The organism is Vibrio azureus (assembly GCF_002849855.1).
Taxonomy (GTDB): domain Bacteria; phylum Pseudomonadota; class Gammaproteobacteria; order Enterobacterales; family Vibrionaceae; genus Vibrio; species Vibrio azureus.
On sequence record NZ_CP018616.1, the window covers coordinates 2912360 to 2930376 of the forward strand.

Genomic DNA, 18017 nt, shown 5'->3' on the forward strand with positions numbered 1-18017 from the left:
TTAACCTATTTGCTGGGGTATTTGTTTAAGACTGAATATCCTGACGTGTTCTTTCAATAAGAGCCCTTGCGATCGTCCCCTGAGGAGCGATAGCAGGAAGCTTTGTGATATCAAACCACTTCGCATCAGCCAATTCGGCATAGTCCGGCTTTATTTCACCCGCTTGATAGTCAGCAAGAAATCCCACCATCATGCTTGATGGAAAAGCCCATGGTTGACTGGCAAAATAACGAATGTTGTTAATATGGATACCCGTTTCTTCATAAACTTCTCGCGCAACACATTCTTCTAATGTCTCCCCTACCTCTAAAAATCCTGCAATCACCGTGTACATACCGTTACGATGTCTCGCATGTTGTGCAAGGAGGACCTGTTCACCTTTACGAACGGCCACAATAATACATGGGAAAATACGCGGATAGTGCAAGGTTCGACATTCACTGCATTGCATTGCGAGTTGATTATGGTTAAGGAAGTTGCGGCCACCACATTGAGGACAAAAGCGTAAACTGCTGGTCATATGACCGTATTGAGCCGCTTTACTGATCAATAAAAAGAGGGCTTCGGGAAAATGAAGGCAGTCTCGCAAAGAAGTGAGCTCAAGGTCACCTTCAAGGTCGGATAAATTAACCCACCTAACAGGCTCTCCCTGATAATGGCCAATTTGATGACCACAACCGTCAGGAAGAGAAAAATCAGCAGCTTGGCCGAATGGAATATGTCCATTGAGCAGCCAAACTTCACTGCCTGATACAACACACCAATAAGCCTTACCGACATGGTTAACTTCACTTTTTCTTAACATTATGCTTACCTTTGCTTGAAGTTCATTCATTTTACTGGCAATCTAATTTCATACCAGAGTTTGTTGTTTGCTGATTTTACAGCTATAAATTCTAGTAAGGACAAGAGTTTGTAATCACTTTACTTACTTTGCTATGCAAAGGATACGTTCACCAGTAGGTGTCCAGATCATGAGGGCATGGTCATGCTAAAAAAATTCAAACAAACACAAGATCAATGGGGTGGTTCGAGTGAGGTAATCGACCACTGGTTAGAGACGAGACAACTTCTCATCGTCGAATATTGTAAGCTTGCATCTCTGCAGCCTTGTTCTAGAACGAATGTTGTTGAGCTTCCTGCTCCTGATGATCTACAACATTTTTGCCAGCACCTCGTCGATTATATTTCTGAAGGTCACTTTAAGATATACGACATGGTGATGGATAAGTGGAAAGCAACGGGCTTTGTTGCGACAGATGAGATCAACCAAACCTACGCTAAAATCGTTATTACGACAGAACCACTCCTAAATTTTACCGACAAATACTCTGATGTTTCCATTGAAGATGAGCTGGTAGACTTTGATTCAGACATGTCTTTGCTTGGTGAAATTATCGAGACACGTTTTGCGGTAGAGGATCATTTGATTCAGCTTATCGCAGATAGCCTGTCGATGCCGCCAGGTTCATAGCGAAAAGGAATTCGGGATTAAGCTTCCCCAGAGAAACAAGAAAGCCACTTGACAGTTGTTGTTGGGCTTTCTTGTTTCTAAACAGTTTTACTTAGTGGCGATAAGCCTGCCACATTGGGTTCTCAGCAAAGTAGCGTTCAACAAGGTTGATGTGGCTTTGTGGACGAGGGACTCGAAGATATTCAGCGACAACATTATACATCTCCTCACGTGGTGTTTTGTAAAACGCATTAATCTCATCATCAAGATAAGGCAGCACTTGCTGTCGGATCATCATTTGATGAATATCATGTGTCATTAATTGCAAACCACGCGACGAGTTAGCAAAGCTACTGTCATGCGACCCCCAGTGATGGCCAAACTCATGTCCAACGATACCAATCCCTGAGTTATAGTAGTGGGCATAGTAGTTCCAAGTGTCAATGCCAAGTACATCACCACCACCCAGACCACCGCCAATGGTTGATATACCAAGGCGAATGCGATCGCGATTCATAAAGGCTTGGTAAATATTCTGGTAATCTTCCGCAGTAAAATTTCCGCCTGGGCCATCAACCGGACCTGAGTTACCGAAGAACTCATTTTGACCTTGACCAATACTTTGCTTGTAATTGAACCATAGGTGTTCAAACTCAGGGCTATTCATCACGTACGCATAATTCGCCATGATGATCATCCATTCACGCGCATAGGCTGACGTGATTTTTTCCCAGTGGCCGTTTGCTTGTGAGTAAGTACCGAAACTCAAACGCCATTTCGATTGCCAGTCTGTCAATTTCTGCACGAATTCATCAGTTCCAGATGTCAGACGGATATCGACCAAATCTCGAGGTAGATGTGTAGCCTCTGCTAAACCTTTAATCGTAAATGACTGCAGGCCATCAAGACTCGCGTATTTCACACCATCTTTTAAAGTATGTGACGTTGTGTAAGTCGCAAATGGCTCCAGCTTATCAAGTGTGCCCAATTTGAGCCATTTCCCTTCATCACCAAAGCGCGCTTCAACGACCAGGTCGTAAGTAGTTTGAGCCGCATAGCTGGTGATATCCAGACCATCAATACGCTGTGTACCCGATAATAGACGGTCGATACTTACTTCATGGTTAGAAGTTAAACTCTCCCAACTTTCACCATCAAACAGCAACGGCTTCTTGACGACTTCAGGCGCTAATAAATCAAATACGTGATCGTGAGTCGCTGGCTTATTGCCTTGGTGAACACGCAGTACATCCACATTAGCAACCACTACGGTCCGGTCTTGCAGCATAGCTAAAACTTTAGCCTCAACCGCCAAATCAAAACTCGCTTTTAGTGATTGATCTTTTTCAGTACCAGTGTCAAAAAAGCCTTTAAAGGAATGCATCGCATCACCTTCAATACCGCCTTCGACAAAACTAAACTGGTCTTGGCTAAACTCTTTTACAACACCTACATTGCTGCCGACATAAACTTCACCATTACTGGCTTGATAAGTATTACGGTAACGAGTATTGGTAAAACGATGTTTCGCTTCGACTAGCTCGTCACCTGCTTTTACGGATGCAAGATCGAATACGTAAGTTAACGCGTTGTCAAAGTTAACCACCAGCTCATTGTTCACCACTTCCATCTTTAAGTTGCGATAGATGGAATTACTTTCTGGCAAATTGAAAAAACCATACTTAGACAATTTTTTATGGTTGGCCAGCTTGACATCTTCTTGACGGTAAATAGAAATTTTACCTGTGATATCAGCAACAAAAATAAACTCATCGTTTGCTGCAACGCTGTATGGGTGAGTCAAAGTTTTATCGAAAGTATTGCCCGACCAAGAACCAGTCCCCAAAGACATAACAATTTGGTCATTGTTGTTGGTATCGTAGATATCGACGCGGTTAGACGAGAGAGAAGCAACAAATAAGTGGCCATCGTGTTCCACCACATCGCTTACGACGCGGTAGGTTTCACTTATACCATTAAGCGAAAAACCAGTGATAGGCGCCAGCGGCTGATTCTTTCTCAAATCATATCGAGCAATATGAGAAAAAGCACTGTTTGTGTTACCGACATAAATTTTGTCATGACTTAATGCCACTGATTCGGGCAAAAATTCATTTTCAACTTGATAGCCAAAATCTGCATAAGTTAGAGTTTTACCTGTACCCAAAAATTTTATCTCAGTTAGACTTTCACCGTCTTCTAGTGCACAAGTGTCATTTTCTAGCAACAGATGCGTCATACCGTTTGGTGAGTAAACATCCCCTTCAGGGCCATACTCAATTAAACATCCATTACCGTAGTCGTAATTACCATAGATCTTATTCACGACCACCATACCAAAGTTATACCAACTGAGTTCCCAATCATCATTTAAGAAATCAAACACATTACGGAACATGCTTTCATCAGTGAATGGTATCGGCAAGTCAAACTTAATATAGTTACCTTGGTTGATTTGGTATTCAACACCGTTAACTTCGATAAAACGCTGACCTTCTTTTACGATGACATTATTTTCATCTTCAGCATATTTACGCAGCTCAGTGATACGCTGCTGAATTTGGCTATGAGTATCGTTAAGTTCATTAGCAAAGGAGGGGTTATTGCTGGCCTGTACAACACCAGATAACAGCGCTGAGCCGATAATTAGAGACAAACATTTTTTATTCATCGCTTTACCACTTATTTATTAAGAAGATATCAATCTTATTCCCAGCCAAACAGAACGGCAATCCGTTTATTTGGAAGTAAGATCGCGATACACAAAAGACATCTGTCCCTTAAGAAAGATTTTCCGCAGAAGATAAGTCAGCTTTGAACCACATAGTAAAATGGCATATTCAGAATCACTTGTTAAACATTGGATCGTTCACCTTTCGGTGGGTTTTCAACTCGCTTGCGATCTTGCTTTGCTCTTTCTCCTAAATATATGGTTGGTATCCAATACGCACTCAAATCCCAGAGTAAGGCATTATCTACTCCCACATCTCGTAGCGTAATAACCTATTACTACAGAAACAAAAAAGGCACCAGAAGGTGCCTTTTATATTTAAAGTTCTTAACGATTAATCGTCAGAAGAGAAGCCAGCATTTAGAAGGGCTGCTAGATTGTCCGTTGCTTGTTCAGCAGAAGGACCTTCTTGCGCTTCAACACGCTTAGCTTGACGCTCTTGGTGGTAAGCGAAACCTGTACCTGCAGGAATCAAACGACCAACAATTACGTTCTCTTTTAGACCACGTAGATCATCACGCTTACCAGAAACCGCAGCTTCTGTTAGTACGCGAGTCGTCTCTTGGAACGATGCCGCAGAGATGAACGACTCAGTCGCTAGAGATGCCTTCGTGATACCCAGTAGCTCACGCTCGAAACGTGCTGGCTCTTTACCTTCAGCTTCTAGATTACGGTTAGCAATCTTAACTTGTGAGTATTCAACTTGCTCACCAGGTAAGAACTCAGAATCACCAGCGAAAGTAATCGTACACTTACGAAGCATCTGACGAACGATAGTTTCAATGTGCTTATCGTTAATCTTAACCCCTTGTAGACGGTAAACTTCTTGTACTTCGTTAGCGATGTACTGAGTTACCGCGTGTACGCCACGCAAACGTAGGATGTCATGTGGAGACTCTGGGCCATCTGCGATGACATCGCCACATTCAACACGCTCACCTTCAAACACGTTCAATTGACGGTGTTTAGGGATCATCTCTTCATATGCTTCACCGCTATCGCGAGTGATAACAAGACGGCGTTTACCTTTAGTTTCTTTACCGAAGCTAACTGTACCAGTATGCTCAGCAAGAATCGCAGGCTCTTTAGGCTTACGAGCTTCGAATAGGTCAGCTACGCGTGGTAGACCACCGGTGATATCTTTGTTACCGCCAGATTTCTGAGGGATACGAGATAGTGTGTCACCAATGCCAACTTCAGCGCCATCTTCGATGTTTACAATCGCTTTACCAGGTAGGAAGTAGTGAGCTGGCATTTCTGTACCAGGGATCATTACATCGTTACCTTGCTCATCAACAAGTTTGATAGCTGGACGCATATCTTTACCTGCTGCTGGGCGAGCGGCTGGGTCAGTTACTTCGCTTGAAGATAGACCAGTTAGGTCATCTGTTTGACGAGAAACTGTAACACCGTCGATCATGTCTACGAACTGGATGCGACCTGCCACTTCAGTGATGATTGGCATGGTGTGCGCTTCCCAGTTAGCAACAACTTCACCAGTTGTTACTGCGTCGTTGTCGCCTTTGCTTAGGATAGAACCGTAAGGAAGTTTGTGCTTCTCTTTAGTACGACCGAATTCATCAATGATTGTTAGCTCAGATGCACGAGACGTGATGACTAGCTTCTTATCTTTGTTGATTACGAACTTAGCGTTGTGTAGTTTAACGGTACCTGTTGTCTTCGCTTGGATGCTGTTCTCTGCTGCTGCAGTAGATGCCGCACCACCGATGTGGAACGTACGCATCGTAAGCTGTGTACCCGGTTCACCGATAGACTGAGCAGCGATTACACCAACTGCTTCACCTTGGTTCACTAGGTGACCACGTGCTAGGTCACGACCGTAACACTGTGCACAACAACCGAAGTCAGAATCACAAGTAACGACAGAGCGCACTTTCATGCTGTCTACTGAGTTATCTTCCATGATCTGACACCACTTCTCATCAATGAGAGTGTTACGTGGGATCAGAACTTCTTCTGTACCTGGCTTAAGAACGTCTTCAGCGACTACACGACCTAGAGCTAGCTCAGTTAGTGCAACTTTAACATCACCACCCTCGATGTGAGGCATCATGTCAACACCTTCGTGGGTACCACAGTCATGCTCAGTAACAACAACGTCTTGAGCAACGTCTACTAGACGACGAGTTAGGTAACCCGAGTTTGCTGTCTTCAGTGCCGTATCCGCAAGACCCTTACGAGCACCGTGCGTTGAGATAAAGTACTGAAGTACGTTTAGACCTTCTTTAAAGTTCGCAGTGATCGGCGTTTCGATGATCGAACCATCCGGACGTGCCATCAGACCACGCATACCCGCTAGCTGACGAATCTGTGCTGCAGAACCACGAGCGCCCGAGTCAGCCATCATGTAGATGCTGTTAAACGATTCTTGTTGCTCTTCTTCACCATCACGGTTAATAACCGTTTCAGATGAAAGGTTTGCCATCATCGCTTTTGCTACGCGATCGTTGGTCGATGCCCAGATATCGATCACTTTGTTGTATCGCTCACCCGCAGTAACAAGACCAGATTGGTACTGTTCTTGGATTTCACGTACTTCTTCTTCCGCTTCTGCGATTTCAGTGTACTTAGCTGCTGGTACAACCATATCATCGATACCAACCGATACACCTGATAGTGCCGCGTATGCGAAACCAGTGTACATGATTTGGTCAGCGAAGATTACAGTGTCTTTCAGACCAAGCTTACGGTATGCCTCGTTCAATAGGTTAGAAATCTGCTTCTTACCTAATTTTTGGTTAACGATGCTGTACGGCAGGCCTGCTGGAACGATTTGCCAAAGCATTGCACGACCGATAGTGGTATCAACCATCTTAGTCTCAGTTGTGCTATGACCGTCTTCATCAACAACAGTTTCAGTGATACGAACTTTTACTCGTGCGTGAAGCTCAGCCGTCTTGGTGCGGTATGCCTTTTCAGCCTCTTCTGGGCCAGCAAGGTACATACCCTCGCCTTTAACATTGATCTTTTCACGAGTCATGTAGTACAGACCCAATACAACGTCCTGAGAAGGTACGATGATCGGATCACCTGACGCTGGCGACAGAATGTTGTTTGTCGACATCATCAGTGTACGAGCTTCAAGCTGTGCTTCTAGAGTTAGAGGCACGTGAACCGCCATTTGGTCACCATCGAAGTCCGCGTTGTACGCCGCACAAACAAGTGGGTGTAGCTGGATAGCTTTACCTTCGATCAGTACTGGTTCGAACGCCTGAATACCAAGACGGTGAAGTGTTGGTGCACGGTTCAATAGTACTGGGTGTTCACGGATAACTTCGTCTAGGATATCCCAAACAACCGCTTCTTCACGCTCAACCATTTTCTTCGCTGCTTTGATCGTCGTCGCCATGCCACGAGTCTCTAGCTTGCTGTAGATAAATGGTTTAAATAGCTCTAGTGCCATCTTCTTAGGAAGACCACACTGATGTAGACGAAGGTATGGACCTACTGTGATTACAGAACGGCCAGAGTAGTCTACACGCTTACCAAGAAGGTTCTGACGGAAACGACCTTGTTTACCCTTGATCATATCAGCAAGAGATTTCAGAGGACGTTTGTTAGAACCTGTAATCGCACGACCGCGACGACCGTTGTCTAATAGCGCATCAACAGACTCTTGCAGCATACGTTTTTCGTTACGTACGATGATGTCTGGAGCCGCAAGCTCTAGAAGACGCTTCAAACGGTTGTTACGGTTGATCACACGACGGTATAGGTCATTCAGATCTGAAGTCGCAAAACGACCGCCATCTAGAGGAACCAGCGGACGTAGATCAGGTGGCAATACTGGAAGAACAGTAAGGATCATCCACTCTGGGTTGTTACCAGATTGAATAAACGCTTCGACCAGTTTTAGGCGCTTAGTGACTTTCTTACGCTTAGTTTCAGAGTTAGTTGTTTCTAGCTCTTCACGCATTTGTTCCGCTTCAGCCTGCATATCCATAGAACCTAGTAGGTCCTTGATAGCTTCTGCACCCATCTTAGCGGTAAACTCATCACCCCACTCTTCTAGACGATCAAGATACTCTTCTTCAGTAAGCATCTGACCTTTTTCTAGATCCGTCATGCCTGGTTCTGTTACTACGTACATTTCGAAGTAAAGAACACGTTCGATATCACGCAGTGGGATATCCATAAGCAGACCGATACGAGACGGTAGCGATTTTAGGAACCAGATGTGAGCTACTGGTGAAGCAAGTTCAATGTGGCCCATACGGTCACGACGAACTTTAGTCTGTGTAACTTCTACACCACACTTCTCACAGATAACACCACGGTGCTTCAAGCGCTTGTATTTACCACAAAGACATTCGTAGTCTTTAACTGGACCAAAAATACGTGCACAGAACAAACCATCGCGTTCAGGCTTGAACGTACGATAGTTGATCGTTTCAGGTTTTTTAACTTCACCAAAAGACCATGAACGGATCATATCTGGTGAAGATAGACCGATTTTGATTGCATCAAATTCTTCGGTCTTATGCTGTGCTTTTAGAAAGTTTAATAAGTCTTTCACAATCAGCTCCTGTAAGGAGTTAAAAGGAGCCCACTCGTATCAAGTGAGCGCCTTCTACTAAATAACCACTGAAATGCTCTCGATCATTGCCGAGAGCAGCAGAGATTACTCTTCGTCTTCTAGCTCGATGTTGATACCTAGCGAGCGAATTTCTTTCAACAATACGTTGAACGATTCTGGCATACCAGGTTCCATGCTGTGGTTACCGTCTACGATGTTTTTGTACATCTTAGTACGGCCGTTAACGTCATCCGACTTAACCGTTAACATTTCTTGTAGAGTGTAAGCTGCACCGTATGCTTCCAGTGCCCATACTTCCATCTCACCGAAACGCTGACCACCGAACTGAGCTTTACCACCAAGTGGCTGCTGAGTTACTAGGCTGTACGAACCAGTTGAACGAGCGTGCATCTTGTCATCAACAAGGTGGTTCAGTTTCAGCATGTACATGTAACCTACTGTTACAGGACGCTCAAACTCATCACCCGTACGGCCATCAAACAGTTTTAGCTGACCTGATTCAGGTAGGTCGGCAAGTTTGAGTAGCGCTTTGATCGACGCTTCAGGTGCACCATCAAATACTGGAGTCGCGATAGGTAGACCACCACGTAGGTTCTTGATCAGAGTACGAACTTCGTCATCTGATAGAGCAGAAATATCTACTTTCTGACGCGTATCGCCTAGATCGTAAACTTTTTGCAGGAACTCGCGGAATTTCGCCAGTTCTTGTTGCTCTTTCACCATTTGGTTAATCTTGTCACCGATACCTTTCGCAGCCAGACCTAAGTGAACTTCTAGGATCTGACCGATGTTCATACGCGAAGGTACACCCAGTGGGTTAAGTACGATGTCAACAGGCTGACCTTTCTCATCGTATGGCATGTCCTCAACAGGGTTAATCTTAGAGATTACACCCTTGTTACCGTGACGACCCGCCATCTTATCACCAGGCTGGATACGGCGTTTAACCGCAAGGTAAACCTTAACAATCTTCAGAACACCAGGAGCAAGATCATCACCTTGTGTGATCTTACGACGCTTAGTATCAAACTTCTTATCAAAGTCTGCTTTTAGCTCGTCGTACTGCTCTGCAAGTTGCTCTAGCTGAGATTGAAGTGCGTCATCTTCTAACGTCAGTTCTAGCCACTTCTTACGATCAGTCGTGTCTAGTTTTGCGTCAGAGTAACCGCCTTCAAGAAGCACGGCTTTCACACGGTTTAGAAGACCACCTTCAAGAATCTGGAATTCTTCTGTTAGGTCTTTCTTCGCTTCTTTCAGCTGCATTTGTTCGATTTCAAGTGCACGCTTGTCTTTTTCTACGCCATCGCGAGTAAAGACTTGTACATCGATGATCGTACCAGATACAGAGTTAGGTACACGTAGAGAAGTATCTTTAACATCTGATGCTTTTTCACCAAAGATAGCACGTAGTAGCTTCTCTTCAGGCGTTAGTTGAGTTTCACCTTTTGGTGTCACTTTACCAACTAGGATGTCACCACCCTTAACTTCCGCACCGATGTAAACGATACCTGACTCGTCTAGTTTAGACAGAGCAGACTCACCTACGTTTGGAATATCAGCTGTGATCTCTTCAGAGCCCAGCTTAGTATCACGTGCCACACAAGTCAGTTCTTGAATATGGATTGTCGTGAAGCGGTCTTCTTGAACTACGCGCTCAGATACTAAGATCGAGTCTTCGAAGTTGTAACCGTTCCAAGGCATGAACGCGATACGCATGTTTTGACCAAGCGCTAGCTCACCCAGGTCTGTTGAAGGACCATCAGCAAGCACATCACCACGTGCAACAGGTTCACCTGGCATCACACATGGGCGCTGGTTAATACATGTGTTCTGGTTAGAACGTGTGTATTTAGTTAGGTTGTAGATATCGATACCAGCTTCACCTGGTACTAGCTCTTCTTCGTTCACTTTAACAACGATACGAGAAGCATCTACAGACTGGATTACACCGCCACGTTTCGCTACTGCCGTTACACCTGAGTCAACGGCTACGTTACGTTCAATACCAGTACCAACAAGCGGTTTGTCAGCTTTCAGTGTTGGAACTGCCTGACGTTGCATGTTCGCACCCATCAATGCACGGTTCGCATCATCGTGTTCTAGGAACGGGATAAGCGAGGCAGCGATAGATACAACCTGGTTTGTCGCAACGTCCATGTACTGAGCGTGCTCACGAGGGTGTAGACCAGATTCACCTTTTTGACGAGCTGTGATCAGCTCATCTGCAAAACCGCCTTCTTCAGTTAGCGCAGCGTTAGCCTGTGCGATAACGAATTGGCCTTCTTCGATTGCAGATAGGTAATCTACTTCGTCTGTTACAACGCCATCTACAACGCGACGGTATGGTGTCTCTAGGAAACCGTACTCGTTACAACGCGCAAACGCAGATAGAGAGTTGATCAGACCGATGTTTGGACCTTCCGGCGTTTCGATAGGACATAGACGACCGTAGTGAGTTACGTGTACGTCACGTACTTCGAAGCCAGCACGTTCACGAGTTAGACCGCCAGGACCCAATGCAGAAATACGACGCTTGTGCGTAACTTCTGATAGCGGGTTGTTTTGGTCCATGAACTGTGAAAGCTGTGAAGAGCCAAAGAATTCTTTAACCGCTGCAGAGATTGGTTTCGCGTTGATCAGGTCTTGAGGCATGATTGCGTCAAGATCGCCTAGGCTTAGACGTTCTTTAACTGCACGCTCAACACGTACTAGACCGACACGGAACTGGTTCTCAGCCATTTCGCCGACAGAACGGATACGACGGTTACCAAGGTGGTCGATATCGTCCACTTCGCCTTTACCGTTACGGATCGCGATAAGCTTCTTCATCACTTCGATGATATCAAGCTCATCAAGCGTGCCTTGCTCTTGAGCATCTTCACGGCCGATAGAACTGTTGAACTTCATACGACCAACAGTCGATAGATCGTAACGCTCTTCAGAGAAGAATAGGCTTTCGAATAGGGCTTCTGCAGCTTCTTTTGTTGGTGGCTCGCCAGGGCGCATCATGCGGTAGATTTCTACCAATGCAGAAATACGATCAACGGTGCTGTCGATGCGTAGCGTTTCTGACATGAATGGACCGTGGTCTAGATCGTTGGTAAACAACGTTTCTAGTGATTTGTGGCCAGCCTGAGATAGGTTCGCTAGTGCTTCCAGGCTAATTTCCTGGTTAGCGTTAACAATGATCTCGCCTGTTGCTTCGTTGATGTAATCTTTCGATGCAACTTTACCTACGATGTACTCAACAGGTACTTCAATATGATCAACGCCATCTTTTTCTAGTTGGCGGATATGACGAGCTGTTACGCGACGACCTTGCTCAACGTAAGTTTTGCCGTTTGCTTCGATGTCGAATGACGCAGTTTCACCACGTAAACGATCAGGAACCAACTCCATAAGTAGAGTTTGGTCTTTCACTTCGAAGTTCACTTTCTCAAAGAAGATATCTAGGATTTCTTCTGACGATTTACCAAGTGCACGAAGAATGATCGATGCTGGTAGCTTACGACGGCGGTCGATACGCACGTACAGGTTATCCTTAGGATCAAACTCGAAATCAAGCCATGAACCACGGTAAGGAATAACACGTGCATTGTATAAAACTTTACCCGAAGAGTGAGTTTTACCCTTATCGCTGTCGAAGAACACGCCTGGGCTTCGGTGCAGCTGGGATACGATAACCCTCTCGGTACCATTAATTACGAAGGTACCATTGTCTGTCATAAGCGGAATTTCGCCCATGTAGACTTCTTGTTCTTTAATGTCTTTTACAGTACCTGCTGGTGCGTCTTTATCAAAAATAACTAGACGTAATTTTACGCGCAGTGGTTTTGAATAAGTTACACCACGAATTTGACATTCTTTGACGTCAAAAACTGGCTCACCAAGACGGTAGCTAACGTATTGCAGCTCAGAGTTGCCATTGTAGCTCTGAATTGGAAATACAGAACGGAAAGCAGCTTCAAGACCATATTGACCTTCAGGATCCTGTTCGATAAATTTGTCGAACGAATCGAGCTGGATCGATAGCAGGTATGGAATGTCCAAAACTTGTGGACGAGTACCAAAGTCCTTACGGATGCGCTTTTTCTCGGTATAAGAGTAAACCATGGGGTTCCTCAGCTCGCTGATAAGTGACCCAAACTGTCCGCCCGCTCCTAGTTACTTAAGGGGGGTAAGGGACAGTGACTAAATAGCTGTTTACTGTAGTGACATTCCATCTCGTATGAATGAAACGTTTTTTGCTTGGATATCGACGCTTAAACAGCGGGAAAATTCGCCTATACCCTACAGCGCAAAAAGGCTGGTGGTTAAAAAAACCACCAGCCAAATAGCCGTTAGGCTAAGAAACTATGCAATAATTACTTAACAGCAACAGTTGCACCAGCTTCTTCTAGCTGAGCTTTAAGAGCTTCAGCTTCTGCTTTCTCAACGCCTTCTTTTAGAGGTGCTGGAGCGCCGTCTACAAGAGCTTTAGCTTCTTTCAGACCTAGGCCAGTTGCGCCACGTACTGCTTTGATTACAGCAACTTTGTTACCGCCAGCAGATTCTAGGATTACGTCAAATTCAGTTTGCTCAGCAGCAGCTTCAGCTGCAGCACCGCCAGCTACAACTGCAGCAGCAGCAGTAACACCGAATTTTTCTTCCATAGCTTCGATTAGTTCAACAACTTGCATTACAGACATTTCTGCAACTGCGTCTAGGATTTGCTCGTTAGTAATAGACATAACAATTCTCTTTTAAGTCAACAATAAGTTTATTTTGCAACCAGTAAAAAGCAAGGCTTAAGCCGCAGCTTCTTCTTTTTGCTCGCGGATAGCAGCGATAGTACGTACCAGCTTGCCAGCAGAAGCTTCTTTCATGCACATCATTAGGCGTGCGATTGCTTCGTCGTAAGTTGGTAGTGTTGCTAGTACTTCAGCGTCAGTTAGAGTGCCTTCAAATGCAGCAGCTCTGATCTCGAAATCTTTGTTCTCTTTAGCGAAGTCTTTGAAAAGACGCGCTGCAGCACCTGGGTGCTCGTTAGAGAACGCGATTAGAGTAGGACCAGTGAAAGTGTCAGTTAGACACTCGTAGTCTGTACCCTGAACCGCACGACGTGCTAGAGTGTTACGCACGACTTTCATGTAAACACCCGCTTCACGCGCTTGCTTACGTAGAGAAGTCATTGCGCCAACTTCAACGCCACGAGAATCAGCTACAACTGCAGAAAGTGCACCACTGGCAGCTTCGTTGACTTCAGCAACAATTGCTTTTTTGTCTTGAAGGTTTAAAGCCATCTTGGATTTACTCCTGGTTGTCGTTACACCACTCACTATTATCACAACAGTGAGAGCTATTTAGGTGCATTCCCAGAAGAAAGTTAACTATTGTTACATAGAGCTTTCTGTCAGTTCGGGCACCATCTACGTAGGATAATTAAGTTTATTGTTTAATAAACACCTACGGTCTTGGACGGAGACTGGGTCTTAATTTACTTTAAATCACTCAAGGATCTAAAGAACCAAAGTTCAGCCCCAACCACAAATATTAGGCGCGAAATTATACACAAATTTCGCGCCTAAGCAAATAAATTATGCTTGAGTGTTCAGGCTAGCCTGATCAACAGCAACACCAGCACCCATAGTAGTAGAGATGCTTACTTTCTGCAGGAATGTACCCTTCGCAGAAGATGGCTTAGCTTTCTTCAGAGCAACTAGAAGTGCTTCTAGGTTCTCTTTGATCTGCTCAGCAGAGAAGTTTGCTTTACCGATAGTAGTGTGGATGATGCCGTTTTTGTCGTTACGGTAACGAACCTGACCTGCTTTAGCATTCTTAACTGCTTCAGCAACGTTAGGAGTTACAGTACCAACTTTAGGGTTTGGCATTAGACCGCGAGGACCTAGGATAGTACCTAGTTGACCTACAACGCGCATTGCATCTGGAGAAGCAACAACTACGTCGAAGTTCATTTCGCCTTTCTTAACTTGCTCAGCAAGATCTTCCATACCAACGATGTCTGCGCCAGCTTCTTTAGCTGCTTCAGCGTTTGCACCTTGAGTGAACACTGCAACGCGGATATCGCGGCCAGTACCGTGAGGTAGTACAGTTGCACCACGTACGTTCTGGTCAGATTTACGAGCATCAATGCCTAGGTTAACAGCAACGTCTACAGACTCAACGAACTTAGCCGTTGCTAGCTCTTGAAGAAGAGTAACAGCTTCGTTGATTTCGTATTCTTTAGTTACGTCAACTTTTTCGCGGATTACGCGCATGCGCTTAGTTAGTTTTGCCATCTTATTAACCCTCTACCACTAGGCCCATTGAACGAGCAGTACCAGCGATAGAACGCTTCATCGCTTCGATGTCAGCACCAGTCATATCAGCAGCTTTAGTTTCTGCGATTTCTTGGATTTGAGCGTCAGTTACAGTGCCCACTTTTTCAGTGTTTGGACGACCAGAACCAGACTTAACGCCAGCCGCTTTCTTTAGAAGAACTGCTGCAGGTGGAGTCTTAGTTACGAACGTGAAAGAACGGTCGCTGTATACTGTGATAACTACTGGAGTCGGTAGACCTTTCTCAATAGATTCTGTTTTTGCGTTAAACGCTTTACAGAATTCCATGATGTTAACACCGTGTTGACCTAGAGCAGGACCAACTGGTGGACTTGGGTTTGCAGCGCCAGCAGCAACTTGTAGCTTGATATAAGCTTCAACTTTCTTAGCCATGATAATTCCTAAGTTTGGGTACAATCGCTAGTCGTCAACCAGCTCCCCGTTTATGAAAAAACTTTTTGCTTCATTAAAAGCAAAAAGGCGCGAAATTATAGTCATAATTCGCGCCTTAAACAACCCTTAAAAGGTGTTTTTTTAATCAAGTTTCTCGACTTGACCAAATTCAAGCTCAACCGGTGTCGCACGACCAAAGATCGATACAGACACTTTCAGACGGCTCTTCTCGTAGTCCACTTCTTCAACGGTACCATTGAAGTCAGCGAATGGACCTTCGTTAACACGTACCACTTCACCCGCTTCGTACATAGTACGTGGGCGCGGTGCTTCACTCGCTTTTTCAAGACGGTTAAGAATTGCATCCGCTTCTTTGTCAGTGATAGGTGCTGGACGGTCTGATGTACCACCAATGAAGCCCATGACACGTGGCACACTGCGTACTAAGTGCCATGATTCATCGTTCATAATCATCTGAACTAGAACGTAACCTGGGAAGAACTTACGCTCAGATTTGCGACGCTGGCCCGCGCGCATTTCTACAACTTCTTCAGTAGGAACCAGTACTTCTCCGAATAACTCTTCCATTGCATGCATTTTGATATGCTCGCGAAGAGATTGAGCCACACGACCCTCAAATCCAGAGAAGGCTTGAACCACATACCAGCGTTTTTTTGGAGCTTCACTCATGAACTTAAACCCTCTATACCCCAGTCGCTAGAGCTACTAGACGAACCATAATGCCGTCAATACCCCAAAGCGCTAGAGCCATTACAATACTTACAGCTAAAACAATCAATGTAGTTTGCATGGTTTCTTGGCGAGTTGGCCAAACAACCTTACGAACTTCCATACGAGATTCTTTTGCAAAACTGATCGCTTCTTTACCTTTAGTGGTTGTTGCTGCAACGCCGAGAGCAGCTGCAATAAGAACAACAGCACCTGCAGCACGAAAAACTACAGACGCCTCACCATACAGGTAATTACCCACAACAGCGGCTACAGCCAGAACGAAAGCGACAATCCACTTAAACGTATCTGCTGAATTTGAGCTATCAGGAGTCTCAGCATTATTTGCTTTCATAACATCAACCTGTCACAAGTCTTAATATAGACGACAATAGCCCCGCTGTTGCAGGGCAAACTCCATATCGCCGAAATACTTCAGCGTTACGTCTCTTTAGATTAACTCATAGAGCCAATCTTGCTCTGCTCATCACAAATATTTGTGCAAGAAAACAGCAAAAATTGTGTTGAGTGCAGAAAAAGGGCATCAAATGATGCCCTTTTTGATACTAGTTCGTCAAATCTAATTCTAGATTTTCCGAAGATATTCGTTTAATTCGTTAAGAATTAGTCGAAGATCTTAGCAACAACACCAGCACCTACAGTACGGCCACCTTCACGGATAGCGAAACGTAGACCTTCGTCCATTGCGATTGGAGCGATTAGCTCAACAACCATTTGGATGTTGTCACCAGGCATTACCATTTCTACGCCTTCTGGTAGAGAGATATCACCAGTTACGTCAGTTGTACGGAAGTAGAACTGTGGACGGTAGCCTTTGAAGAACGGAGTATGACGGCCGCCTTCGTCTTTAGAAAGTACGTATACTTCTGACTCGAACTTAGTGTGTGGAGTGATTGAACCAGGCTTAGCTAGTACTTGACCACGTTCAACTTCGTCACGCTTAGTACCACGTAGAAGTGCACCAACGTTCTCACCTGCACGGCCTTCGTCTAGAAGCTTACGGAACATTTCAACACCAGTACATGTAGTAGTAGTAGTGTCTTTGATACCTACGATAGCAACTTCGTCACCTACGTTTAGGATACCACGTTCGATACGGCCAGTTACTACTGTACCACGACCTTGGATTGAGAACACGTCTTCGATAGGCATTAGGAATGGCATATCTACTGCACGCTCTGGCTCTGGGATGTAAGTATCTAGAGCTTCAGCTAGTTCAACAATCTTCGCTTCCCACTGCTCTTCGCCGTTTAGTGCGCCTAGTGCAGAACCTTGGATTACTGGTAGGTCATCACCTGGGAAATCGTACTCAGATAGAAGCTCACGAACTTCCATTTCTACTAGTTCTAGTAGCTCTTCATCGTCAACCATGTCACATTTGTTCATGAATACGATGATGTAAGGGATACCAACCTGACGGCCTAGTAGGATGTGCTCACGAGTTTGTGGCATTGGGCCATCAGTCGCAGCAACTACAAGAATACCACCGTCCATCTGTGCAGCACCAGTGATCATGTTCTTAACGTAGTCCGCGTGTCCTGGACAGTCAACGTGCGCGTAGTGGCGAGTTGGAGTGTCGTACTCAACGTGAGAAGTTGCGATTGTGATACCGCGCTCACGCTCTTCTGGAGCGTTATCGATAGATGCGAAGTCTTTAGCTACACCGCCGTAAACTTTAGCAAGAGTAGTACAGATAGCTGCAGTTAGAGTTGTTTTACCGTGGTCAACGTGGCCGATAGTACCAACGTTAACGTGCGGTTTAGTACGTTCAAATTTTTCTTTAGACATGAGTTGTCCCTCTAGGTACGGATTTA

The 18017-nt window shown here is 45.0% G+C and carries 12 protein-coding genes; 1 reads left to right on the forward strand and 11 read right to left on the reverse strand.

Annotated features, from left to right (window positions below):
* Positions 1–25 precede the first annotated feature (25 nt).
* Positions 26–805, reverse strand: a complete 780-nt coding sequence (gene nudC / locus BS333_RS13265) for an NAD(+) diphosphatase (RefSeq protein WP_021711329.1) — start codon at positions 803–805, stop codon at positions 26–28.
* Between the two features lie 177 nt (positions 806–982).
* Here nudC and BS333_RS13270 point away from each other — a divergent pair, with 177 nt between their 5' ends.
* A complete protein-coding gene (locus tag BS333_RS13270) occupies positions 983–1474 on the forward strand; it encodes an Rsd/AlgQ family anti-sigma factor (protein ID WP_021711330.1) in 492 nt (163 codons plus the stop codon).
* A gap of 91 nt (positions 1475–1565) precedes the next feature.
* Here the strand turns inward: BS333_RS13270 and BS333_RS13275 are convergent, their stop codons facing one another.
* The 10 genes from BS333_RS13275 to tuf all read right to left on the reverse strand — a co-directional run bounded on the left by BS333_RS13275 (position 1566) and on the right by tuf (position 17991).
* Entirely contained in the window at positions 1566–4124 is a 2559-nt protein-coding gene (locus tag BS333_RS13275; protein ID WP_021711331.1) for a lactonase family protein, read from the reverse strand.
* 394 nt (positions 4125–4518) lie between these two features.
* A complete protein-coding gene (gene rpoC / locus BS333_RS13280; RefSeq protein ID WP_021711332.1) occupies positions 4519–8721 on the reverse strand; it encodes a DNA-directed RNA polymerase subunit beta' in 4203 nt (1400 codons plus the stop codon).
* A gap of 105 nt (positions 8722–8826) precedes the next feature.
* Positions 8827–12855, reverse strand: a complete 4029-nt coding sequence (gene rpoB / locus BS333_RS13285) for a DNA-directed RNA polymerase subunit beta (protein WP_021711333.1) — start codon at positions 12853–12855, stop codon at positions 8827–8829.
* 251 nt (positions 12856–13106) lie between these two features.
* The gene (rplL, locus tag BS333_RS13290) at positions 13107–13472 is read right to left on the reverse strand and encodes a 50S ribosomal protein L7/L12 (RefSeq protein WP_021711334.1); all 366 of its coding nucleotides are present in this window, start codon (positions 13470–13472) and stop codon (positions 13107–13109) included.
* Positions 13473–13529: 57 nt separating this feature from the next.
* On the reverse strand, positions 13530–14024 hold the full coding sequence (rplJ, locus tag BS333_RS13295; protein ID WP_021711335.1) for a 50S ribosomal protein L10: 495 nt from the start codon (positions 14022–14024) through the stop codon (positions 13530–13532).
* Positions 14025–14318: 294 nt separating this feature from the next.
* Positions 14319–15020, reverse strand: coding sequence for a 50S ribosomal protein L1 (gene rplA, locus BS333_RS13300; RefSeq protein WP_021711336.1), 702 nt, complete (start codon positions 15018–15020; stop codon positions 14319–14321).
* 4 nt (positions 15021–15024) lie between these two features.
* Positions 15025–15453, reverse strand: coding sequence for a 50S ribosomal protein L11 (rplK, locus tag BS333_RS13305; RefSeq protein ID WP_005440554.1), 429 nt, complete (start codon positions 15451–15453; stop codon positions 15025–15027).
* Between the two features lie 141 nt (positions 15454–15594).
* Entirely contained in the window at positions 15595–16143 is a 549-nt protein-coding gene (nusG, locus tag BS333_RS13310; RefSeq protein WP_021711337.1) for a transcription termination/antitermination protein NusG, read from the reverse strand.
* Positions 16144–16156: 13 nt separating this feature from the next.
* Positions 16157–16537: a preprotein translocase subunit SecE gene (secE, locus tag BS333_RS13315; protein ID WP_021711338.1), complete on the reverse strand. Its 381-nt coding sequence runs from the start codon at positions 16535–16537 to the stop codon at positions 16157–16159.
* Between the two features lie 269 nt (positions 16538–16806).
* Positions 16807–17991 (reverse strand): elongation factor Tu, encoded by a 1185-nt coding sequence (tuf, locus tag BS333_RS13320; RefSeq protein WP_101903902.1) that lies wholly within the window; start codon positions 17989–17991, stop codon positions 16807–16809.
* Between the last annotated feature and the right edge of the window lie 26 nt (positions 17992–18017).